This window comes from Streptomyces sp. YIM S03343, assembly GCF_054729195.1.
On sequence record NZ_JBPUKX010000001.1, the window covers coordinates 4,294,007 to 4,316,740 of the forward strand.

A 22,734-nucleotide genomic window follows, 5' to 3' on the forward strand; every position below is an offset into this window, starting at 1 on the left:
TTGATCAGCGAGGGCGGGGCACGTGCCGGGCACGTGGGCGAATTCCGCCCATCGCCCCCGGCGCCGCCCCACCACCGACACCCCTACCACCGCCGCCCCCGCCACCGGCACCGCCCCGGCACCCTCCCCAGCCGACTCCCCCCGCCAGCCCCGGCACGCCGGCTCAGCCGACTCCCGTCGCCTGCCTACTCCCCCGTCCCCAAATGCCGCTCCGCGAAGTCCAGTTCCAGGCGGACCTGTTTGATCCGCTCGTCCACCACCAGCGAGCCGTGGCCCGCGTCGTAGCGGTACACCTCGTGGACCGCGCCCCTCGCCTCCAGGCGCTTGACGTAGTTCTCGATCTGGCGGATCGGGCAGCGGGGGTCGTTGACGCCCGCCGAGATGTAGACCGGGGCCTTGACCGCGTCGACGTACGTCAGCGGGGACGACGCCTCGAAGCGGTCCGGGACCTCCTCCGGGGTGCCGCCGAGGAGGGTGCGGTCCATGGCCTTGAGGGCTTCCATCTCGTCGTAGTACGCCGTGACGTAGTCCGCGACCGGCACCGCCGCGATGCCCAGCGCCCATGCGTCCGGCTGGGTGCCCATGCCGAGCAGCGTGAGGTAGCCGCCCCAGCTGCCGCCCGTGAGGATCAGGCGGGCGGGGTCGGCCAGGCCCGAGGCGACCGCCCATTCCCGGACCGCCGCGATGTCCTCCAGCTCGATCAGGCCCACCCGATGCTTCAGGGCGTCCGTCCACGCGCGGCCGTAGCCCGTCGAACCGCGGTAGTTGACCCGCACCACCGCATACCCGTGGTCGACCCACGCCGCCGGGCCCGCCGCGAAGGAGTCGCTGTCGTGCCAGGTCGGGCCGCCGTGGATGTCGAAGACCGTCGGCAGCGGGCCCGTCGCCCCCGCCGGTTTCTGGACCAGCGCGTGGATCCGGCCCCCGGGGCCCTCCACCCACACGTCCTCCACCGGCACCGAACCCGGCGACCGCATCCCCGGCGGGTCCAGCACCACACCGCCGCCGGTCGAGCGCACCACCGACGGCTGTGCCGCCGACGACCACAGGTACTCCACGCTGCCGTCCGGCCGCGCCGTCGCACCCGACAGCGTGCCCTGCGGGGTCGGGATCCCGGTCAGCTCACGGCTCGCCAGGTCGTAGCGGAACATCTCGCTCCGGGCCTCGAAGCCGTGCACGATCAGCAGCCCCGAACCGTCCGGAAACCACTCGGCGCTGACATCGCCCGGCAGGTCGAGCGCCAGATCGGTCTCCGTGCCCGTGGCCACGTCCCACACCAGCGGTTCCCAGCGGCCGCGCCGCTGATGGCCGATGAGCAGCCGGGTGTCGCCGTCGACCGGGGCGAAGCCCAGCACGTCCAGGCCCAGTTCCTCGGTGCCGCCCAGGGTGTCGTCCAGGTCGGCTACCGTCGTGCCGTCCGGGCGCATCACGCGCAGCGCCGAATGCATGGCGTCGCCGTGCTCGGTGTGCTCGATCGCGATCAGCGAGCCGTCGTGCGACAGATCGCCCACGCCCGCGGACTCCCGGTGCCGGTACACCTCGACCGGGACCTCCCCGACCCGGGCGAGATGGATCGTCGTACCGTCCTCGTCCGTGGAGCGGCCCACCACCGCGATCTTGCCGTCCCGCGACAGGGCCAGACCCGCCGGATAGGAGGGCTCCAGGCCGGGCGTGGCCGGTTCGTTCTCGCCGCCGTCGAAGGGCTGACGGCGCCACACCCCGAACTCGTCGCCGTCCTTGTCGTCGAACCACCAGATCCAGCGGCCGTCCGGGGAGAGCAGACCGTCCGTGGTGCCGTTCGGCCGTTTCGTCACCTGGCGCTGCTCACCCGTCGCGCGGTCCCAGGCGTACAGCTCGTACGTCCCCGTCGCGTTCGACACGAACAGGGAGCGGTCCGGCGCGTCCTCCGCCCAGTCGGGCAGCGACACCCGTGGCGCCCGGAAGCGCTTCTCCCAGTCCGGCATCCCCTCGCTCCGCTGCGGCGAAGCTGATGCGTTGCTCTCAGTCATGGGCCCATCTTGCCTGGTCGGGCCCTTACCTTGTGAGAGAGCTTTCACAGCCTGTGGATAACTTTGCCGAGCGGAAACGCCTGAGCGCTCCGCTGGAAGTGCCGTGATGTGCCGTATGCCGTCTGCGGCACCATCGTGGCTGGTCGTGCCCACGCGGCGGAGCCGCAGATCGGTACAGCCCCGCGCCCCTTCAGGGAGCTGCCGAACCGCAGTGGACTTCGCCCGACCTGCTCAGCCGAGACACCGAGGCCGTCCGAGTCTCACCCCCAGGCCCACGTCCAGGCCCACGTCCAGACCCACCCCCCGGCCAGGCGCCGGACACCGGGGCCGTACCGTTGACGCGTGTACCGGTTCCTGCTGACGCCCCGATGGTGGGGGATCAACGTCTTCACCCTGCTGGCCATCCCCTTCTGCATCTTCATGGGGTCCTGGCAGCTGAGCCGGTTCGAGGACCGTGTGCAGGAGCACCGGGACCAGACCCGGCAGATCGAGTCCGCCTCGCACGAGGCCGCCAAGCCTCTCACCGAGCTGCTGCCCGTCACCAAGGCCACCTCGGGCAAGCGGACCACCGTCACCGGCCGGTACGGCAAGCAGCTCCTCGTCCCCGACCGCGAACTCGACGACCGGCGCGGCTTCTACGTGCTGACACTCCTGCGCATCGACGCCAGCTCCGGCTCCGGCGCCGACTCCGGCAAGGCCGTCCCTGTCGTCCGCGGCTGGCTGCCCGGCAGCCCCGACCCGGCGAAGGCGCCCGCCGCGCCCACCGGCGAGGTCACCGTCACCGGCACCCTCCAGGCGTCCGAGACGCCCGGCGACAACGGGGTCAGCGCCCGCAGCGGGCTCCCGGCCGGGCAGACCGCCGCGATCAGCTCCGCCTCACTCGTCAACCTCGTGCCGTACCGGCTGTACGACGCCTGGATCACCCTCGACAAGGGCGACTCCGGAATGAAGGCCGTGCCCGCCACGGCGCCCGCGGGCTCCGGGCTCGACCTCAAGGCGTTCCAGAACCTCGGCTACACCGGCGAGTGGTTCGTCTTCGCGGGCTTCGTCGTCTTCATGTGGTTCCGGCTGATGCGCCGCGAGGTGGAGTTCGCCCGGGACGCGGCGCTGGGGATCGTGCCGGAGGAGGACGAGGAGGACACGGTGGCTGCGGCGCCCTAGGCACCTCCGCCCCGGCTACGACCCCGGGAGCACCCCTGTCCGGTACACCGTCCCCGCGCAGGCGCCGGACACCGTCGCCGAGACCGTCGGCGAGCCCGCGGCCGTCGTATGGGACACCACGACGCTGCCGTCGGTCAGGGCGTCCTCCTTGGCGAGCTGGGCCGCGGTCATGAAGTCCTCATTGGCGAGCTGGGTCGTGACCCCGGTGTTGCCGCCGGTGGTGCCGGTCGTGCCGGTGCTCGCCGAGGGCGACGGGTCCGGTGAGGTGCTGGGGTCGGTGCCGCCGTTGGTGGGGCAGGTCTGCGAGGGTACCCAGGCGAACTTCACCTGGTACGCCGCGCCGGGCAGCAGAAGCAGCTGGGACGCCTCGGTCGACGGGTCCGGCAGGCCGGTCGCCGCGTCCCCCGACGTGTGCTGGACCACGCTGATCTTGGCGGCGTCCGCAGCGCCCTGGACCGCCGTGGCGACGGTGCCCTCGCTGCCGACCGTGCAGTTGCTGCTCGACACATTGACGACGCGGAACGTGCCGTAGACGACCCCCGCCGAGTCGGGGCTCGCGACGGTCGAGGTCGCCGAGCCGAGCTGCGCCGCCGTACACAGCGGGACGCTGGTTCCGGGGCTGGCCGAGGCACTGGTGCCGCCGCCCGAGCCGTTGCCGCCGCCCGAGCCGTTGCCCTTGCCACCGCTCTGGCCGCCGCCGCTGCCGCCGCCCTTGGAGTGGCCGCTGCCGCCGCCGGAGCCGCCCGAGCCGCCGTCAGGCTTCTTGCCCTGGTCGGTGCCGCCCTGGGCCTGCGAGCTGCTGCCCGCGATCGAAGGGTCCGCGTCGGAACCCGTCACGGCGGAGACGTGCAACAGGGCCGGGACCGCGGTGCCGATGAAGAGCGCGGCGGCCGCCATACCGACCAGCGCCTGGCGCTTGCGCGCCCGCCGGGCCGGTACCGCGCGGCGCAGATGCTCCAGCACGCCGTCCCGCGGGTGCATCTCGTCGACGGCGCCGTGCAGCATGGCGCGCAGCGCCAGTTCGTCCTGATCCAGCCCGTCGAGACCCAGGCTGTCGTGGCCTCCATGGCCTCCATGGCCTCTGTGGCCTCCGCGGTCGTCGTGGCCACGGTCGCCGTCGCGGCCGTCGCGGCCACGGTCGCCGCCGCCGAGACCGAAGACACCGGCGCCAGTACCGGCACCGGCACCGGCACCGGCACCGGCACCGGCACCGGCACCGACGCCAAAAGCGCCGAAGCCCAGCGGACTGTTCCCGGCCGAGTCCTGCCCGTCGTGGGGGCGCCCGTCCGGGGCGGTCCCCTCAGGGGCGAGTTCGTCGGGGCCGTCGTTCACAGTTCCGTTCCCAGCGTGCGTGTCCGTGTGCTCTTGCTCGTCCTGCATCGGCTCGTGCCACTCGTACGGCGCGTGAGGCTCGTGCCGCTCCTCGCGGTCGCGCCTCTGGTCCTTGCCCGTCATGCCCGTGCCTCCATGGCGATCCGCAGTGCCGCGATCCCCCGGGAGCCGTACGCCTTGACCGAGCCCAGCGATATGCCGAGCGTCTCCGCGACCTGGGCCTCGGTCATGTCCGCGAAGTAGCGCAGGACGAGGACCTCGCGCTGGCGCCGCTGGAGGCCCTTCATCGCCTTGATCAGCGAGTCGCGCTCCAGCTGGTCGTAGGCGCCCTCCTCGGCGCTGGCCATGTCCGGCATCGGCTTGGACAGCAGTTTGAGGCCGAGGATGCGGCGGCGCAGGGCCGAGCGGGAGAGGTTGACGACCGTCTGACGCAGATAGGCGAGCGTCTTCTCCGGGTCGCGGACGCGTCTGCGTGCGGAGTGAACGCGGATGAACGCCTCCTGGACGATGTCCTCGCAGGACGCGGTGTCGTCGAGCAGGAGGGCGGCGAGACCCAGCAACTGGCGGTAGTGCGCCCGGTAGGTCTCGGTGAGGTGATCGACGGTGGTGCCGGCCGCGACGGTCTCGTCGGCGGCGTCACGCTGGCTGGGTATGCGGGCAGGCCGCGCTGCGGGCATGGGCGCGATCACCGGCATGCCGCCGGGCGCGCCGGGCATACGGGGTCGGAGCGTCGCCGGTCGGCGCCGTACGGCGCTGCCGCCGCGGGCCGCTGGGGGAACCCCCTGCTCGAAGAGCCTGGGGGAGAAGTCGAGTACCTCTGCCACGTCTGTTTGACGCCCCGAACCCCCAAGGGGTTGTACGTGCGGAGCATCACGTCGGCGTCATGCGCCGGGGCGGGTCTGTCCGTCGGCTCGTCGCACGGCGCTTCGGACGACAGATGCGGCTCTCTCCGCCCGTCCGGCGGCACACCCACTGATGCCAAGAATGCCGTCATGCGAACTGCTCTTCCCCTATATCCCATTATGAACGGGCGTCCCCACGCCCTGATCACGGCGTCCCCACGCCAGGATCATCACGCGCTTCACGGCCCAGGAGGGCTACCGCAAAGACGCTCCCTGCCCTGTGCGCGGTTGCGGAGGGCAGGGAGAAAAATCTTCGGAAGCACCGGCTGGAGCGTCAACCCGTCCGCAACCGACTCACAGATCCTACAAATGATTCCGGCTTTGGCCAGGGCTTTTCCTTCGCTGACGGTCCCTCATACGAACTCCGCCGCCACCAGTTCCGCGATCTGCGCGGTGTTGAGGGCCGCGCCTTTGCGCAAGTTGTCGGCACACACGAACAATTCGAGCGCCGTCGGATCGTCCAAGGCCCGCCGTACCCGTCCGACCCACGTCGGATCCGTGCCCACCACATCCGCAGGTGTGGGGAACTCCCCGGCCGCCGGATCGTCGAACAGGACGACACCGGGCGCCGTGGCGAGGATCTCGCGGGCGCCGTCGACGGTGACCTCACGCTGGAAGCGGGCGTGGACGGTGAGGGAGTGGGCGGTCACCACCGGGACGCGGACGCAGGTCACCGCGACGGGCAGGGCGGGCAGCCCGAGGATCTTGCGGGTCTCGTCCCGCACCTTCATCTCCTCCGACGACCAGCCGTCGGCCCGCAACGACCCGGCCCACGGTACGACGTTGAGCGCGACCGGCTCCGGGAAGGGCCCGGTGTCGTCCCCGACCACCCGGCGCAGATCACCGGGCCCGGTACCGAGCTCCGTGCCCGCGACCAGGGACAGCTGGCGCCGCAGTGTCTCCACTCCGGCCTGCCCCGCCCCGCTGACGGCCTGGTACGACGACACCACCAGCTCGCGCAGCCCGAACTCGGCGTGCAGCGCGCCCAGGGCGACGATCATCGACAGCGTCGTGCAGTTGGGGTTGGCGATGATGCCCCGCGGACGGCGCCGTGCCGCGGGCGCGTTGACCTCGGGCACCACCAGCGGGACGTCCGGGTCCAGCCGGAAGGCGGCGGAGTTGTCGACGACGATCGCACCCTTGGCGGCGGCGACGGGCGCCCACTCGGCGGCGACCTCGTCCGGCACGTCGAACATCGCGACGTCGACGCCGTCGAAGGCCGCCTCGGTGAGCGCCACCACCTCGACCTGTTCGCCGCGCACGGCCAGCTTGCGGCCGGCCGAGCGCTGCGAGGCGATCAGCCGGATCTCGCCCCAGATGTCCGCGTGGTGGGACAGGATGCCCAGCATGACCGAGCCGACGGCTCCGGTCGCTCCCACGACCGCGAGCGTCGGTCGTCCGGTCATCGCCCGGTGCCTCCGTAGACGACGGCCTCGTCGCTGTCGGAGTCCAGTCCGAACGCGGTGTGTACGGCGCGGACCGCGTTGTTGACGTCGTCGGCGCGGGTGACGACCGAGATACGGATCTCGGAGGTCGAGATCAGCTCGATGTTCACACCGGCGTCGGACAGCGCGGTGAAGAAGTCGGCGGTGACACCGGGGTTGGTCTTCATGCCGGCGCCGACGAGTGAGATCTTGGCGATCTGGTCGTCGTAGCGCAGCGAGTCGAAGCCGATGCCGCCGCGGTTCTTCTCCAGCGCGTCGATGGCCTTGCGGCCCTCGGCCTTGGGCAGCGTGAAGGAGATGTCCGTCAGTCCGGTGGCCGCGGCGGACACGTTCTGCACGACCATGTCGATGTTGATCTCGGCGTCGGCGATCGTGCGGAAGATGGACGCGGCCTCACCGGGCTTGTCGGGGACGCCGACGACCGTGATCTTGGCCTCGGAGGTGTCGTGTGCGACACCGGAGATGATGGCCTGCTCCACCTGCTTGTCCCCTTGCTCGATCGGCTCGCTGCTGACCCAGGTGCCCTGAAGCCCGCTGAAGGAGGAGCGCACATGGATCGGGATGTTGTAACGGCGCGCGTACTCCACACAGCGGTGGAGCAGCACCTTGGAACCGGAGGCGGCGAGCTCCAGCATGTCCTCGAAGGAGATCCAGTCGATCTTCTTCGCCTTCTTCACCACGCGCGGGTCGGCGGTGAACACGCCGTCCACGTCGGTGTAGATCTCGGCGACCTCGGCGTCGAGGGCGGCGGCGAGCGCCACGGCCGTGGTGTCGGAACCACCGCGGCCCAGCGTGGTGATGTCCTTCTTGTCCTGCGAGACACCCTGGAAGCCGGCGACGATCGCGATGTTGCCCTCGTCGAGCGCCTTCCGGATCCGGCCCGGCGTGACGTCGATGATCCGCGCTTTGTTGTGGACCGAGTCGGTGATGACACCTGCCTGGCTGCCGGTGAACGACTGGGCCTCGTGCCCCAGGTTTTTGATCGCCATGGCCAGCAGTGCCATGGAGATCCGCTCTCCGGCGGTCAACAGCATGTCGAGCTCGCGTCCGGCGGGCATCGGGGATACCCGCTCGGCGAGATCGATCAGCTCGTCCGTGGTGTCGCCCATCGCGGAAACGACGACGACCACCTGGTGGCCGTTCTTCTTCGTTTCCGCGATCCGCTTGGCGACGCGCTTGATGCCCTCGGCATCGGCTACGGATGAGCCTCCGTACTTCTGCACGACAAGGCCCACGTGCGCTCCTAGCTCGGTCCGTCGATTGCGGGCTCAGTCTATCGACCGGCCGAAATACCCCTCGGCGCCGCCGCATGGTGAGATTCCGGACACCCCGCGAGCGGATGCTCGGCCTACGGCCGTTCGACGTGGATGTCTCTGTGACCCGCGCAGTCGGCCAGGGCACGGATGTCGCCCAGGTCGTCGGTGATGATCGGTGCGGCGTCGAAGGTGATGGACGTCAGCACGACGCTCGCGTCGACGACATCGGGCGTCTTGTTCTCCTTGCAGAGCACGGCTGCCGCCTTTGCGCCCGACTCGGTCAGCGGTACGACCCTGCATCCGCCCAGCATCCGGTGCAGCATCGCCGCCGAGGCCCGCTCGTCCCAGCACTGCGCCAGCACACCTGCCGGGACCAGTGGAATGTACCCACGCACCAACAACGCCTTGTGGCGGCCAAGGAACCGCCGGTCGTTCTTGGCTGCGGCGATGAGCGCACCACTGTCGTAGACCACGTGGTTCATGCGCTGCGCCTCTCCTCGTCAGGGTGTTCGAAGAGGCCGTCCACCCAGGCTTCCGCCTCCGTCATCTCCTGGCTGGAGAAGGGGCCGTACTCCATCTCGTACTGGTCCATCTCCGCCAGCCCCGCCCTGATGCGGCGGCGGTCGTCGAGATACCGCTCCAGCGCCCGGCTCACCACCGTCGAGAGCTGTACGTCATCGGCCTCGGCGCACTCCCGCAGGGCGGCGCCGAGTTCGGCACTGACACTCACGCTGAACTTCACCTTCTCTGCCATATTACAAATGTAATCCGGAATCTCCGCATGGCAAAGGTACGACGCCGCAACCCTCCGGAACAAGACGATTACGGAAAGTCACGCTTACGGGTGACGTCGTATCAACGGATGTACGTGCCGCGTGGACGGACCCCCTTGGTCAGTGGGGTCAGTGCGGTCAGTGCTGCTTGGCCTCGCGCAGGCCCAAGGGGCCGGCGATCTCCTTCGCCATCACCACACCCGCCTCGAACTCGAGGGTCTCGTCGCCCATCGGGGACTGGTCGGTGTCGAGGCCGTCCAGTTCTTCCAGGGGCTGGTCCAGACGGACGTGGGCCAGTACGGAGTGCAGGGCGCGCAGGGTCGCGGAGGCGGTGGAGCCCCAGTTGGAGAAGTAGGAGAACTGCCACCACCACAGGGCCTCGGTGACACGGCCCGCCCGGTAGTGGGCCATACCGTGGCGCAGGTCGGTGACGACGTCCGCGAGGTCGTCGGAGATCCGGGCCGGGACCGGGGCCTTGCGGGGCTCGTAAGGGTCGAAGACCTCGGAGTAGACGTCGATCGGCTCCAGCAGCCGGACGAGGTTCTCGCGCAGTTCGTCGACGTCCTGCTCGGGGCCCGGGTCGGGCTCGTAGCGCTCGTCGGGGACGATGTCCTCGTGCGCGCCGAGGCGGCCGCCGGCCAGCAGGAGCTGGGAGACCTCCAGGAGGAGGAAGGGGACGGCCGAGTCCGGTTCGTCGCCCTTGGCGACCTCCCTGACGGCCACCAGGAAGCTCTCGACCTGGTCGGCGATCTGGACCGCGAAGTCATCGGGGTCCCGCGTCGTGGAGTGCATCGTGGCGTCAGCGATCTCAGACATCTAGGAGTCGTCTCCCCTCGAAGGCACGGCCGAGGGTCACCTCGTCCGCGTATTCCAGGTCGCCGCCCACCGGGAGGCCGCTGGCCAGGCGGGTGACCTTGAGGCCCATGGGTTTGATCATGCGGGCGAGGTACGTGGCGGTGGCCTCGCCCTCCAGGTTGGGGTCGGTGGCGAGGATCAGCTCGGTGACCGCGCCGTCCGCGAGCCGCGCCAGCAGTTCCCTGATGCGCAGGTCGTCGGGGCCGACGCCCTCGATCGGGCTGATCGCGCCGCCCAGCACGTGGTAGCGGCCCCGGAACTCACGCGTCCGCTCGACCGCGACGACGTCCTTGGGCTCCTCCACGACACAGATGACCGTCGGGTCCCGGCGTGCGTCCCGGCAGATGCCGCACAGCTCCTCCTGCGCGACATTGCCGCATGTCGCGCAGAAGCGGACCTTCGCCTTCACCTCCAGCAGGGCGTGTGCGAGACGCCTTACGTCGGTGGGCTCGGCCTGGAGGATGTGGAAGGCGATCCGCTGCGCGCTCTTGGGACCGACGCCGGGCAGCCGCCCCAGCTCGTCGATGAGGTCCTGGACCACGCCTTCGTACAACGGACTGACCTTCCTGAAGTCTTCGGTACGTACCGTAAACGCCCGCGGCCCCTCTTAGAAAGGCAGACCGGGGATGCCGCCGCCCATGCCCTGGGCCAGCGGGCCGAGCTTCTGCTGCTGGAGCGTCTGGGCGTTCTGGTTGGCGGCCTGCACCGCCGCGACGATCAGGTCGGCGAGGGTCTCGGTGTCTTCCGGGTCCACCGCCTTCGGGTCGATCACCAGACCGCGCAGCTCGCCGGCTCCGGTGACCGTCGCCTTCACCAGGCCGCCGCCCGACTGGCCGTCGACCTCCGTGTTCGCCAGCTCCTCCTGGGCACGCGCCAGGTCCTGCTGCATCTTCTGGGCCTGCTGGAGAAGCTGCTGCATGTTGGGCTGCCCGCCACCGGGAATCACGATCGCCTCCTGCTTGCGTCTTCCGTCGTCGACCGCGGTGCGCTTTGTGCGTTGCGGTTCCTGCGTTGTGGTTCTCGTTGTGCATGAGCCTACGTGGTCCACCACGGCATCGCGGCGCCACTCTTTCGGGTGATACAGGGGGTCGACCTATACCTGATCAAGGCCCACTTCCGGGCGGAAAAGCCGTGGAGGCGTCCACTCCGCCACCCATTGGGCGGTAGGAAGGGGCCGCGCGTCGTCGCAGTCGGTCGGTTCGGGTCGTGGTCAGTAGGGAGTGCCGGGTGGGTCAGCCGGAGATGCAGCCCGAGGGTGCGCCTCAGGACGGACGGGACGGACGGGACGGACATGGCGGACGGGGTGGCAGGGGCGAGGGCGCGGCCGGACCGCGGCCGGGCGATCTGACCGGGCGGGCGTTCCCGCTCGGCGACTGGGGCGAACCCGCCGAACGGCTCGACGAGCTGTATCGCTGGGTGGAGCGGGGCGCACTGGAGACGGCAGCCTGGTATCTCGCCGACCGGGTGTGGAAGCGCCGGGGCGCACGGCTGCTGCGCGGGGGCGCCGCCGTGGGTACGGCGGTGGGCGCGGCGCTGCCGCTGCTCGACCTGACCGGCCTGGTCGGCGGGGTGGCCGCCTGGGGATATCTGGCGCTGCTGACGGCGGGGGCGTGTGTGGCCGGGGACCGGTTCTTCGGGGTGACGTCCGGCTGGATGCGGAACGTGGCGACCGCGCAGGCCGTGCAGCGCCGGCTCCAGATGCTCCAGTTCGACTGGGCGTCGGAGAGCGTCCGGGAGGTGCTGGGCCCCGCCGAGGGCACCGCGGGCGAGGCGGCCGAGCGGTGCCTGGGGGTGCTGCGCCGATTCTCGGAGGACGTGACGGAGCTGGTGCGCTCGGAGACGGCCGACTGGATGGTCGAGTTCCGGACCGGACCGGCCCCGATGGGCCTCCAGTCGGCGGCCTCGCCCGGCGGACGGCAGGACGGCCTCACCGCCCACACCCGCTACGGCGGCCCCCTCACCCCCGCCCGCCCCAACATGCCCCGCCAGCGACCGCCGGAGCCCCGGTGAGCCGACTCTGAGGGGTGCCGGGCCGGCGCCTGGACGCCCTGGTCACCGCCGGGGCCACGATGCCCCCGCCCTGCCGCCGGGACCAGGCTGCCGGGGGCGGGCCTACGACTCCGGTCGGCATCGGCGTGACGGCCCCCGGGATCGGGCCGACCGCTCCGGCCCGAACGCCGGGCCGGAGCGGTGGACGGATCTCGGGAAGGCGGTGGCCGAGAGGGGGACCGGCACGGCGTGGGTCGCCGCGGCGGCTACGGCTGCGGGCCCCCGCACAGCTTCATGCCCTCCGGGGTCCAGCAGGGGATGTGGCCGTGGGTGCGGACCACGTCCTGGCCGCTGCCGCGGGTGAGGTAGGTGAGGAAGCTCGATGCCAGCGAGTCGGCGGGCGGGCGGCCGTAGGTGTAGGCGTACTCGATCTCGCGGTACGGGTAGGTGCTGGTGCCGTGCTCGATGGCGTCGGCGGAGGGCGGGTCGCCGTCGATGTCGAGGACCCGCAGACCGGGAGCCCGGCCGGCGAGGTTCAGCTCGCTGTAGCCGACGGCGCCGGGCAGCTTGGCCACCTGGGTGAGCACCTGGTCGATGGAGTCCAGCTCGCAGCGGATCACCGGGGCCGTCGAGTCGTCCTTGTGGACGCAGTCGACCGACGAGTTGGCGATCTCGTTGCGGCCCAGCACCCGGCGCTGGAACACCTGCCGGGTACCGGAGTTGGCGTCCCGGCTGACCAGGTGCACCTCGAGGTCCGGCCCGCCCAGCTGCCGCCAGTTGGTGATCTTCCCGCCGTACAGCCGCCGTACGTCCGTCAGCGTCAGGTTGGTCAGCCCGACATCGTCGTTGACGACGAGCGCGAACACCGACACCGCCACCCGGTTCTCGCGCAGTTGCGGCAGCCCCTCAGGTCTGGGTCCGTCCGAGAGGGCCACGAGGGGCGGCGAGCCCTTCTGCGACCGGGCGCCGGTGGCGGCGAGTTCGCGGACCCCGGCCGTCGAGCCGTGCGGATCGACGGTGATCGAGGAGCCCTCGCAGTCGTGCTCGTACTTCGTCGCCACCTCCGCCATGACCGGTGCGAACGCCGTCGAGCCGATCACCGTCAGACTGCCGCGCTCACAGCCCACCGGCGGCGGGCTGTCGTCGCGGAACACGACGATCCCGGCGAGGACGAGCACACAGGCCGTGAGCAGCACGGTGATGATCCGGGCGGCGCGGCTGAAGACGGGCGGTTTGTCGTCCGGCGTCGCGCTGCGGTTGGGGTGCACCTCGCCCTCGCGGATCCCGCCCCTGAGCCGGATGTCCCGGCCCACGTCACCGCCCGCCAGCAGCACCAGCAGCTTGAAGTGGTCGCCGTGGTTGAGCGGGACGCGCGGGATGCGCAGGGTGTTGCCGTCGTAGCCGAAGCCGCGTTCCGGCGTGAAGTGGTCCATGAGGTGGTCGACGTCGGTCGGCTGGGTGACCGAGACGCCGCGCACCGTGCGGTCGGTGAACACCGCGGTCAGCCCGTGCGGTCCGGGGCTGGTGTAGTCGTCGCGGTCGATGGCGAGCGAGCCGTCGTTCTCGATGCGCAGCAGGACGAGGGTGGCGTCGGCCATGCCCTCCATCTCGTCGAACACACCTATACGGCGGTTGGGCCGCCCGGAGCGGATGTCGTCGCCGATCGGGCTGTCCATCTGGACGCGGTAGCCGACCCGTTTGCGGTGCGGCACCCTGCGCTCGTACCAGACCATCACACCGGACGCCACGATGCCGAGCACCGCGGTGCCCACGGCGACGACGTTCTCCGGGCTCAGCCAGTCCATGGTGTGTGCCCCCGCAACTCCCTGGATCCGGATGGTCCGGTCACCGTACGTGAGGCCGCGAGAACTTACCGGAGCCGACGGGCGAAGCCCGGGTTACATTACGGCGACCAGGTAGTGATGACCCGTCACCTCATGCCGCCAACACGTCGATTCACCACGGTGATACGTCAATTCGCCTTGCTGTAGACCAGCTTGGCGCCGTTGTCGGAGCTCACCCGCTGAAGTCTGCCGTCCCCGAGCAGGGTGACCTCGCTGGCCGCGCCCGGGGTGCAGGACCCGGTGGGGCCCGAGGTGACGGTCGAGGGGCCGATCTCCAACGGCCCGCCGTCGCCCGGCTGCTGGGCCAGCGGTGCCTCGAAGACACAGTGGTAGCCGCCGCCGGCGGAGGACGGTCCGTCGGCGACCAGGCTGAGCACCTTGTCGCCCACCCCGCCCTGGGTGATGGTCAGTTCACGCGTGCTCTGCCCGGCGGCGTTGTCGATCGTCGTCGTCCAGGTGCCGAGGTAGGCGGCCGGTATCGCGCCGTCCGACTCCGAGGGGGAGGGCGAAGGGGACGGGGAGTCCGACTCCGGTTGTGCGGTGGTGGCGGACGGGCCGGGGGTGGTGGGGGCCGTGGCGCTGTGGGAGGGGCCGGGGCCGCCGCCCTTGTCGTCGGTGCCGCCGTGCTTCATCAGGGCGTACACCGAGCCACCGGCGCCGAGGGCGACCACCACGGCTATGACGACGAGGAAGACGGTGGAGCGGGCGGTGCGGGCGGTGCCGTGGGGCGGTTCGGCGGGGGTGGCGGGGGTCGGGGGCATGCCGTACGAGGGCTGCGGGCCGTACGGCGGAGTGGGGCCGTACGGCGGGGTCGGGCCGTAGGGCGGGGTCGGGCCGTACGGCGGGGTCGGGCCGTACGGCGGGGTCGGGCCGTACGGCGGGGTCGGGCCGTACGGCGGGGTCGGGCCGTACGGCGGGGTCGGGCCGTACGGCGGGGTCGGGCCGTAGGTGCCGGGGGTGCCAGGGGTGCCGGGGGCTCCGTACGGTCCCTGCGGGGCGGGGGCCAGGGGCGGGAGCGGGCCCGGGTTCTGGGGGTAGCCGTAGGCGGGCGGCGGGGGCGGGAGGGGCGTCGGGGCCGCGGCCACGGTGGGGAGGTGGGTCGTGGGCGTATCGGCTGGCGGGGTCGGCTCCGGGGGGTTGGAGTACGCGGGGCTCGCAGGACCGTGTATCCAGGCGGGAGGCGGTACGGCGGCGGGGGCGGCGCCGGTGGCCGGGGCGACCGGGGTGGCAGGGGTGGCGGGCGCGGAACCGGCGTCAGCGTCGGTATCGGCGGTCTTGGCGAGGGTCGGCCCGGCAGGCGTCGCAGAACCGGACGGATCGGCGGCCGGTGCGGTCGGCGCAAACTCGCCGGACGTGCCTTCGGCGTTGGACGCCCCCACGCCATTCGCCCCGTCCGCTCCCTCCGAACCCTCCGCTCCCTCCACTCCCTCCACTCCCTCCGAACCCTCCGGGTTCTCCGTCTCCAGCAGCCGCACCGCATGCCGCCCCAGCTGCGCCACCAGCGCGCTCGGCAGCCACGGGTCGCGGGAGCGGCCGTCGGCGACCGTGTCACCGGCGCCGGTGCGGGCAAGGATGTCGCCGAGGGTGGGGCGGGCGGCGGGATCCTTGCGCAGACAGTGCCGTACCAGATCGAGGAGTCCCTCGGGCAGGCCCGTGAGGTCGGGATCCTCCTGCGCGATACGGAACATCAGCGCGTGCACCCCGCTGTTGTCGGCGCCGAACGGCAGCCTGCCGGTGGCGGCGTACGCGAGCACGGAGCCGAGGCAGAAGACATCGCAGGCCGGGGTGATGCGGTCGCCGCGCACCTGCTCGGGGGCCATGAAGCCGGGCGAGCCGACCAGCGAGCCGGTGCGGGTCAGCCCGCCGTCGGCCACCGTCTCCAGCGCCCGTGCGATACCGAAGTCGATCACGCGCGGACCGTCGATGGTGACGAGCACATTGGACGGCTTGAGGTCACGGTGGACGATCCCGGCGGCGTGTATGTCCTGGAGCGCGTACGCGAGACCGGCGGCCAGTGTCCGCACGGACCGCTCCGGCAACGCCCCGTGGTCGTGCCCGACGACCTGCTGGAGGCTGGGCCCGGCGACATAGCCGGTGGCCACCCAGGGCACCGGGGCCTCGGTGTCGGCGTCCAGGACGGGCGCGGTCCAGTAGCCGCCGACGCGCCGCGCGGCCCGTACCTCCTGGCGGAACCGGGCGCGGAACTCCTCCTGCCGGGCCAGTTCCTCACGCACCAGCTTCACGGCGACGGTACGGCCCCGGTCCGACCGGGCGAGGTACACATGCCCCATACCGCCCGCGCCCAGCCGCGCCAGCAGCCGGTACGCGCCGATCCACCGCGGATCCTCCGGCCCCAGCTTCTCCATGGCTGCGCCCGCCCTTCCCCGCTTGATGTGCAACTGGCCGAAGGATAGTGGGGTGATACGAAGATCAAATACGGAGATCCATACGCAGATGCCTCCGGAGACCTGGATGGAGGTGTCTCGCCCCACCCGTCGACAATCTGTCGCGGAAACCCCGTTACCGCAGACAGGACGCCGATATCACCCCCGCCACCGGCGGGCCTACGCTCGCCGCCATGACCCAGAACCGGCCGACCGTCCCCCAGCCCGCCCACCCCGAGTCCGCCCGCCCTCAGTCCGCTCCCCGCCCCGACCCGCAGACGGGCGCCGCCGTCAAGGCCGCGGACCGCGCGCATGTGTTCCACTCCTGGTCCGCTCAGGAGCTCATCGACCCGCTCGCCGTCGCCGGTGCCGAGGGTTCGTACTTCTGGGACTACGACGGCAACCGCTACCTCGACTTCACCAGCGGCCTCGTCTACACGAACATCGGCTACCAGCACCCCAAGGTCGTCGCCGCGATACAGGAGCAGGCCGCGCGTCTGACGACCTTCGCGCCCGCCTTCGCGATCGAGGCCCGCTCCGAGGCGGCCCGGCTGATCGCCGAGCGCACCCCCGGCGGCCTCGACAAGATCTTCTTCACCAACGCCGGCGCGGACGCGGTGGAGCACGCGATCCGTATGGCGCGGCTGCACACCGGGCGGCCGAAGGTGCTGTCGGCGTACCGGTCGTACCACGGCGGCACCCAGCAGGCGATCAACGTGACCGGCGACCCGCGCCGCTGGGCGTCGGACAGCGGCAGCGCCGGAGTCGTGCACTTCTGGGCACCGTTCCTCTACCGCTCCCGCTTCTACGCCGAGACGGAGGAGCAGGAGTGCGCACGGGCGCTGGAGCACCTGGAGACGACCATCGCCTTCGAGGGGCCGGGCACGATCGCGGCGATCGTCCTGGAGACCGTTCCCGGCACCGCGGGGATCATGGTGCCGCCGCCGGGCTATCTGGCCGGGGTACGGGAGCTGTGCGACACGTACGGGATCGTCTTCGTCCTGGACGAGGTGATGGCCGGATTCGGGCGGACCGGTGAGTGGTTCGCCGCGGATCTCTTCGGCGTCGTACCGGACCTGATGACCTTCGCCAAGGGCGTCAACTCCGGTTATGTGCCGCTCGGCGGCGTGGCCATCTCGGGCGCGATCGCGGAGACCTTCGCGAAGCGGCCCTACCCCGGCGGGCTGACGTATTCCGGCCACCCTCTGGCCTGCGCGGCCGCCGTCGCGACGATCGGGGTGATGGCGGAGGAGGGCGTCGTCGAGAACGCGGCACGGCTCGGCGCCACGGTCCTGGAACCGGGGCTGCGGGCCCTGGCGCAGCGGCACCCGAGCGTCGGGGAGGTGCGCGGCGTCGGCATGTTCTGGGCGCTGGAGCTGGTGCGCGACCGCGAGACGCGGGAGCCCCTGGTGCCGTACAACGCGGCCGGCGAGGCGAACGCGCCGATGGCCGCCTTCGCGGCGGCGGCGAAGCGGCAGGGCCTGTGGCCGTTCGTCAACATGAACCGGACGCATGTGGTGCCGCCGTGCAATGTCACGGAGGCGGAGCTGAAGGAGGGACTGGCGGCGCTTGACGCTGCGCTGGCTGTGGCCGACGAATACGCGAGGTGATCCGTGTTCTTCTACGCGAAGTGATCCGTGCTCTTCGGCCGCGGGCCGGTGGGGGCTGGGCGCTCCCCCAAGCTCTCAACTTCGTTCGAGCAGGGAGGTACCCCCATCGCGGCAGAGCCGCACATCGGCACAGCCCCGCGCCCCTGAAGATCTCGTGACGCGCCGCATCCGACGCCGTACCCGGACGTCACCCCCGCCGTACCCGGACCTGACCCACTAGCCGGATGAGACACCGGAACTGACGGGTCGGGAACCCGAACGCGTAAGGTGGCGTGCCCGTAGACATATACGTAGGCACGCCACGCACGCGCAAGGGGGGACCTCCGATCATGTCCGGCTCCACCGGCAACGGTGCCGTGACTCGCAGCACGCTGCGCCAGCAGATCGCGGACGCGCTCCGCGACGAGGTGCTGGCCGGGCGCCTCCAGCCGGGCCAGGAGTTCACGGTCAAGGAGATCGCCGAGCAGTACGGGGTCTCGGCGACGCCCGTCCGGGAGGCCCTGGTCGATCTGTCGGCCCAGGGCCTGCTGGAGGCCGACCAGCACCGCGGATTCCGGGTGACCGAATACTCGGTGGACGACTACCGGGGTCTGATCGAGGCGCGCAGCCTGGTCACCGACGGCATGTTCCACGCGCTCGTGGGCGGGCACCCCGCGTTCCAGGACCTGGACCGGCCGGACCGGGCCGCCGGCCTGGCCGCCGTGCGCCGGCGCGGCGAGGAGGCGCAGCGCGCTGCCGCCGCCGGTGATCTGACCGTGCTGATCGGCTACGACCTGCGGTTCTGGCGGGAGCTGAGCCTCCTGTTCGGAAATCCCTATCTGGCCGACTTCCTGCACCGGCTGCGGGTCCAGTCGTGGGTGTGCGCGGTGCAGCATCTGCGCAAGCTGGCGGATCTGCGCGGCGTGCTGTGGGCATGCCACACCGATCTGGTGGACGCGCTGGCGCGACGGGACGCAGTGGGGGCGAAGGAGATCGTGACCGCGTACAACGCACACTCGCTGGCGCTCGTCGAGCGGCTGGCGGCCCGGTGAGCGGGCCGATAGAGGCACATCGGACGCGGCAGGAACACAGGGGTGAGGGGACGGTCGACCTGTCGGTCGTCGTCCCCGCCTACAACGAGCAGGAACGGCTGGGTCCGACGCTCGACGCGATCACCGGCTATCTGCGGGAGAGCGAGAGCCGCTGGACGAGCTGGGAGATAGTCGTCGCCGACGACGGCTCGACCGACGGCACCCGCGAGGTGGTCACGGCCCGCCGGGATCCCCGGGTGCAGCTCGTCACCAGTCCGCGCAACCGCGGCAAGGGCAGCGCGCTGCGCCTCGGGGTGGCGGCGACGCGCGGGCGCCGGGTGCTGGTCACGGACGCCGATCTGGCCGCGCCCATCGAGGAGTTGGAGCACCTCGACAAGGAGCTGGAGCAGGGCGGCGCGGCGGCGATCGGCTCGCGCTCGGTGCCGGGGGCGACGATCGACCACCATCAGCACCGGCTGCGTGAACTGCTGGGCCGGGCCGGGAACTTGCTGATACGGGCGGTCGCGGTGCCGGGCATCCGGGACACGCAGTGCGGCTTCAAGCTGTTCGAGGGCGAGCGGGCGCGTACGGCGTTCGCGGCGTCACGGCTGGACGGCTGGGGCATCGATGTCGAGGTGCTCCAGCACTTCCACCGGGCGGGCTGGCCGATCGCGGAGGTCCCGGTGCGCTGGTCGCACCAGTCCGGTTCGAAGGTACGGCCGCTGGACTACGGCCGTGTCCTCGCGGAACTGGCGCGGCTGAGGGCGGCCCGGCTGTCGGTACGCCCGGCGGACGTACTGGCGTGTGTGCTGTTCCTGCTGATGGCGGTGGCCCTCTACTCGGGCCGCTTCTTCGACCCGGCGCACCGCTATCTCCCCGACTCCCTCCAGGACCAGAACCAGTGGGAGTGGTTCTTCAAGGTGACGGCGGACAACGTCGCCCACCTCCGCAATCCGCTCTTCACCGACCTCCAGGGCTTCCCCGACGGCGTCAATCTGATGGCCAACACGGTCATGCTGGGGCTGTCGGTGCCGTTCGCGCCGGTGACACTGGCGTTCGGCCCGGCGGCGGCGCTGAGCCTGTGCATGACGCTGGGCCTCGCGGTGACGGCGGCGGCGTGGTACCGGCTGATCGTGCGGCGGGTGGTGCGGCGCCGGGCGGCGGCCTTCACCGGCGCGTCGCTCGCGGCCTTCGCCCCGCCGATGGTGAGCCACGCCAACGCGCACCCGAACTTCGTGATCCTGTTCATGATCCCGCTGATCATCGAACGGGCGCTGCGGCTGTGCGAGAGCGGGGACGATGCCAGGGCGGTACGGCGCAACGGCGTCGTCCTGGGCCTGCTGGCGACGTACCAGATCTTCCTGGGCGAGGAACCGCTGCTCCTCGCGGCCCTCGGCATGCTGCTGTTCGCGGTGGCGTACGCGGGGGCCCGCCCGCAGACGGCGAAGGCGGCCTGGCGCCCGCTCGGCAAGGGCCTGCTGCTGGCCGGGGCGGTCTGCCTCCCCCTGATCGCGTTCCCCCTGTACTGGCAGTTCGCGGGCCCGCAGAGCTACCAGAGCGTGATGCACGGCGACAACGCGGGCAACAGCCCGCTGGCGCTGATCTCGTTCGCGGAACGCTCGATGGCCGCGGGCGACGCGACGCAGGCGAACGCGCTGTCCCTGAACCCGACCGAGCAGAACGCGTTCTACGGCTGGCCGCTGCTGATCGTGGCGGTGGGCATAGCCGTACGCCTGTGGGACCGCCCCCTGGTGAAGGCGCTGTCCTTCACCACGGCCGCGGCCGCCCTCCTGTCCCTCGGCCCGTCCTTCCGCATCCCGCGCACCGACATCGTCTTCCCCGGCCCCTGGGCCCTGCTGGCGCACAAGCCGCTGTTCGAGTCGGTGATCGAGGGCAGGGTGGCGATGGTGTGCGCACCGGCGCTGGGGATGCTGCTGGCGCTGGCGGTGGACAGACTGGCGGCGACGCGCGAGCTGGGCACGCAGTACCTGGGCCTGCTGGCGATCGCCCTGGCGATCATCCCGATCGTCCCGTCGCCGCTGAAGGCAGTGGACAGGGCCGAAGTCCCGGCCTTCATCACCACGGGAATGTGGAAGTCGTACGTCAAGGACGGCGAGTCCCTGGTCCCGCTCCCCCTGCCCGACCCGGGCGCCGCCGAGGCGCTGCACTGGCAGACCGACGCGGACCTGGGCTTCAAACTGCCCGGCGGCTACTTCAACGGCCCCTACGGCGAGGACCACATCGGCATCTACGGTGCCAGCCCGCGCTACACCTCCAACATGCTGCGGGACGTCCGCTACACGGGAGTGATCCCGACGATCGGGAAGAACTGGCAGGCGCAGGCGAAGCAGGACTTCGCCTACTGGAAGGCGGGCGCGCTGGTGGTGGCCCCGCAGCCGCACGACGACGCTCTGCGGCAGGCGGTGCAGAAGCTGGTGGGCCGTCCTGGTAAATGGACGGGCGGGGTGTGGGTATGGGACCTGCACTAGGCCTTCTCCTCCTGGGGGAGGAGCGGGTGCGCCACACCGATTACGCTGCCCTGACCACCGTGCGCGCACCGCGCGCTGTACGAGGAGCTATGCGAGGAGCCCTCTTTGGCCTGTGACCTTTGGCTCGTGCCGCTCGTGGACGTGTTGTGCCACACCCCGGACAACCCGTTCGCCGACGAACTCGCGCAGTACAACAAGGCGCTCGCGGAGAACGGCCTGCCGCCGGTGCCGGTGTACCAGTACATGCCGGGGCTGTCCGGCGACGTCGCCCCGGTCGCCGGTTTCGACTACGACGCGCTGCATTTCCTGCGCCGGGCGTACCTCCTCCAGGTGTGCGGGCTGCCGGTGACGCCGGTGGGTGAACTGGGCGGGGACTACGAGCAGTTGCTGGAGATGTTCGAGTCGACGGCCCAGCAGTCCCATCTGGTCTGGCACTACGACCACGCCGGCGCGTACGTCCCGGTGGACTTCCCGACGCCGCTCTCGAACGACGAACTGCTGGCCGGCGGCGGCCCGCTGGGCAGCTCGCAGACCCTCCTGAGGGAACTGGACCTGGTGGCCTCGTCGATCGGCATCGACCCGGCCAACCCCCCGGCGGCCCCGGAACCCCCGCCGGCCCCCACCGAGTTGGAGGAACCGGCGGTCCCGGCCCCGTACGACCCGAGCCCCTTCGCCCGCGAACGCCACGTATGGCTGGGCCTGCACGCGGCAACGACGAGGAGCCTGGCCCAAGGCTCGATGATCGTATTCAGCTGAGCCACTGCCGAGGGCTCACCGAAGCCCAGCCAGCCCCTTCTGGAGATCCTCGGAGTTCATGATGGGCGTCATGTCGAGCCTGGCGTTCATCCCGAGGAAGAAGGCCTCGGCGGTGGGCGGCATCTGGGAGCTGTCCTGCATGTCGAACACGATGTACGCGGTACGGACCCCACCGTCGAGCGTGAAGTAGGCGGCCTCGGGCTTGAGCTGCTCCATCACCTCCTGGACCATCTCGGGCATCTTCCCGCTGCGGATGACGTCGTTGGCCTTCTCGGTGTCCATGCTTGCCTTGAGCAACATACGCATGCTGATCACCTCTTCAGGTCGGACGATCTCAGAATATGCCCGGACGCCCGATTCGTCCGGCCAGCGGCGCTCCGGGCCGATAGACGAGGCGGCGTCCTCCCCTGCCTCAACTGCCTCAACTCTGCCCACGGGCCACCGCACGGTCACCGACCCGAGCGCCGAAGCCGCCACGAGGCAATCGTCTTCTTGTACGGTTCGGGCATCCCGAGTCCGGGGATTTCGTGGTAGTCGAACAAGCCGAGTTCCTTGTGCTCGTTCGACAGCTTCGGTTCCCGCGAACCTGTGTACTCCGCCCCGTAGCTCACGATGAAAACATGGCGGTGCGGGAAGATTTCGTACACCCAGGAATCGATGATCTCGATCCCGGCAATGGATTCCGGCTCAAGTGCCAACTCCTCGCCCACTTCACGAAGCACCGTCGACTCCGCGGACTCCCCCAGTTCTAGCTTCCCTCCAGGAAGCTCCCACTCGTCTCGCTCGTTCTTGAGCAGGGGAATCTTCCCCCGAATCTCAATCACCATCTTGACCGAGATGGGCAGTTGGTACTCGAAATACCCCGGACTGCGTTCCACGAGATACGGCTGATTCATATTTTCTACCCTTCCCTCTCCCG

General features: G+C 70.9%; 20 protein-coding genes. 6 read left to right on the forward strand and 14 right to left on the reverse strand.

The features are described 5' to 3' along the window. Window positions 1-185 precede the first annotated feature (185 nt). Complete coding sequence (locus tag ACSYGN_RS18400) at window positions 186-2,009, reverse strand: S9 family peptidase (RefSeq protein ID WP_460396971.1); 1,824 nt, start codon at window positions 2,007-2,009, stop codon at window positions 186-188. Between the two features lie 342 nt (window positions 2,010-2,351). Here ACSYGN_RS18400 and ACSYGN_RS18405 point away from each other — a divergent pair, with 342 nt between their 5' ends. After that, the gene (locus ACSYGN_RS18405; protein WP_460396973.1) at window positions 2,352-3,170 is read left to right on the forward strand and encodes an SURF1 family protein; all 819 of its coding nucleotides are present in this window, start codon (window positions 2,352-2,354) and stop codon (window positions 3,168-3,170) included. A gap of 15 nt (window positions 3,171-3,185) precedes the next feature. On the opposite strand, the gene ACSYGN_RS18410 is transcribed toward ACSYGN_RS18405, so the two are convergent. The 9 genes from ACSYGN_RS18410 to ACSYGN_RS18450 form a co-directional block, all read right to left on the reverse strand. Then, on the reverse strand, window positions 3,186-4,625 hold the full coding sequence (locus ACSYGN_RS18410) for a hypothetical protein (RefSeq protein WP_460396975.1): 1,440 nt from the start codon (window positions 4,623-4,625) through the stop codon (window positions 3,186-3,188). Beyond that, window positions 4,622-5,326, reverse strand: a complete 705-nt coding sequence (locus tag ACSYGN_RS18415) for a SigE family RNA polymerase sigma factor (protein WP_460396978.1) — start codon at window positions 5,324-5,326, stop codon at window positions 4,622-4,624. The genes ACSYGN_RS18410 and ACSYGN_RS18415 overlap by 4 nt, the downstream gene beginning before the upstream one ends. A 431-nt stretch (window positions 5,327-5,757) precedes the next feature. After that, window positions 5,758-6,810 carry an aspartate-semialdehyde dehydrogenase gene (locus tag ACSYGN_RS18420; protein ID WP_460396980.1) on the reverse strand — a complete coding sequence of 351 codons (1,053 nt, stop codon included), beginning with the start codon at window positions 6,808-6,810 and terminating at the stop codon, window positions 5,758-5,760. Next, window positions 6,807-8,084, reverse strand: a complete 1,278-nt coding sequence (locus ACSYGN_RS18425; RefSeq protein WP_460396982.1) for an aspartate kinase — start codon at window positions 8,082-8,084, stop codon at window positions 6,807-6,809. Before ACSYGN_RS18425 ends, ACSYGN_RS18420 begins: the two co-directional genes overlap by 4 nt. Before the next feature lie 113 nt (window positions 8,085-8,197). Further along, the gene (locus ACSYGN_RS18430; protein WP_460396984.1) at window positions 8,198-8,587 is read right to left on the reverse strand and encodes a twitching motility protein PilT; all 390 of its coding nucleotides are present in this window, start codon (window positions 8,585-8,587) and stop codon (window positions 8,198-8,200) included. Then, the gene (locus tag ACSYGN_RS18435; RefSeq protein ID WP_460396985.1) at window positions 8,584-8,859 is read right to left on the reverse strand and encodes a hypothetical protein; all 276 of its coding nucleotides are present in this window, start codon (window positions 8,857-8,859) and stop codon (window positions 8,584-8,586) included. The genes ACSYGN_RS18430 and ACSYGN_RS18435 overlap by 4 nt, the downstream gene beginning before the upstream one ends. A gap of 157 nt (window positions 8,860-9,016) precedes the next feature. Further along, window positions 9,017-9,685 carry a DUF5063 domain-containing protein gene (locus ACSYGN_RS18440; RefSeq protein ID WP_460403550.1) on the reverse strand — a complete coding sequence of 223 codons (669 nt, stop codon included), beginning with the start codon at window positions 9,683-9,685 and terminating at the stop codon, window positions 9,017-9,019. 1 nt (window position 9,686) lies between these two features. Continuing rightward, window positions 9,687-10,286, reverse strand: coding sequence for a recombination mediator RecR (gene recR, locus ACSYGN_RS18445; protein ID WP_460396986.1), 600 nt, complete (start codon window positions 10,284-10,286; stop codon window positions 9,687-9,689). A 54-nt stretch (window positions 10,287-10,340) separates the two neighbouring features. Beyond that, on the reverse strand, window positions 10,341-10,679 hold the full coding sequence (locus tag ACSYGN_RS18450) for a YbaB/EbfC family nucleoid-associated protein (RefSeq protein ID WP_460396988.1): 339 nt from the start codon (window positions 10,677-10,679) through the stop codon (window positions 10,341-10,343). A gap of 281 nt (window positions 10,680-10,960) precedes the next feature. Here ACSYGN_RS18450 and ACSYGN_RS18455 point away from each other — a divergent pair, with 281 nt between their 5' ends. Further along, a complete protein-coding gene (locus ACSYGN_RS18455) occupies window positions 10,961-11,743 on the forward strand; it encodes an SLATT domain-containing protein (protein WP_460396991.1) in 783 nt (260 codons plus the stop codon). Window positions 11,744-11,988: 245 nt separating this feature from the next. On the opposite strand, the gene ACSYGN_RS18460 is transcribed toward ACSYGN_RS18455, so the two are convergent. Both ACSYGN_RS18460 and ACSYGN_RS18465 read right to left on the reverse strand, forming a co-directional pair. After that, the gene (locus ACSYGN_RS18460; protein ID WP_460396993.1) at window positions 11,989-13,527 is read right to left on the reverse strand and encodes a substrate-binding domain-containing protein; all 1,539 of its coding nucleotides are present in this window, start codon (window positions 13,525-13,527) and stop codon (window positions 11,989-11,991) included. A 167-nt stretch (window positions 13,528-13,694) separates the two neighbouring features. Continuing rightward, the gene (locus tag ACSYGN_RS18465; protein WP_460396995.1) at window positions 13,695-15,932 is read right to left on the reverse strand and encodes a serine/threonine-protein kinase; all 2,238 of its coding nucleotides are present in this window, start codon (window positions 15,930-15,932) and stop codon (window positions 13,695-13,697) included. Window positions 15,933-16,144: 212 nt separating this feature from the next. Here ACSYGN_RS18465 and ACSYGN_RS18470 point away from each other — a divergent pair, with 212 nt between their 5' ends. The 4 genes from ACSYGN_RS18470 (at window position 16,145) to ACSYGN_RS18485 (ending at window position 21,815) form a co-directional block, all read left to right on the forward strand. After that, window positions 16,145-17,560: an aminotransferase class III-fold pyridoxal phosphate-dependent enzyme gene (locus ACSYGN_RS18470; RefSeq protein WP_460396997.1), complete on the forward strand. Its 1,416-nt coding sequence runs from the start codon at window positions 16,145-16,147 to the stop codon at window positions 17,558-17,560. Window positions 17,561-17,889: 329 nt separating this feature from the next. Further along, a complete protein-coding gene (locus tag ACSYGN_RS18475; protein WP_460396999.1) occupies window positions 17,890-18,591 on the forward strand; it encodes a GntR family transcriptional regulator in 702 nt (233 codons plus the stop codon). Next, a complete protein-coding gene (locus ACSYGN_RS18480; RefSeq protein ID WP_460397001.1) occupies window positions 18,588-21,059 on the forward strand; it encodes a dolichyl-phosphate beta-glucosyltransferase in 2,472 nt (823 codons plus the stop codon). The genes ACSYGN_RS18475 and ACSYGN_RS18480 overlap by 4 nt, the downstream gene beginning before the upstream one ends. Before the next feature lie 105 nt (window positions 21,060-21,164). After that, window positions 21,165-21,815 (forward strand): hypothetical protein, encoded by a 651-nt coding sequence (locus ACSYGN_RS18485; protein WP_460397003.1) that lies wholly within the window; start codon window positions 21,165-21,167, stop codon window positions 21,813-21,815. 15 nt (window positions 21,816-21,830) lie between these two features. Here the strand turns inward: ACSYGN_RS18485 and ACSYGN_RS18490 are convergent, their stop codons facing one another. Together ACSYGN_RS18490 and ACSYGN_RS18495 are read right to left on the reverse strand one after the other, a co-directional pair. Further along, window positions 21,831-22,121: a hypothetical protein gene (locus ACSYGN_RS18490; RefSeq protein WP_460397005.1), complete on the reverse strand. Its 291-nt coding sequence runs from the start codon at window positions 22,119-22,121 to the stop codon at window positions 21,831-21,833. Between the two features lie 143 nt (window positions 22,122-22,264). Further along, window positions 22,265-22,711 carry an NUDIX domain-containing protein gene (locus ACSYGN_RS18495; RefSeq protein ID WP_460397007.1) on the reverse strand — a complete coding sequence of 149 codons (447 nt, stop codon included), beginning with the start codon at window positions 22,709-22,711 and terminating at the stop codon, window positions 22,265-22,267. Window positions 22,712-22,734 lie beyond the last annotated feature (23 nt).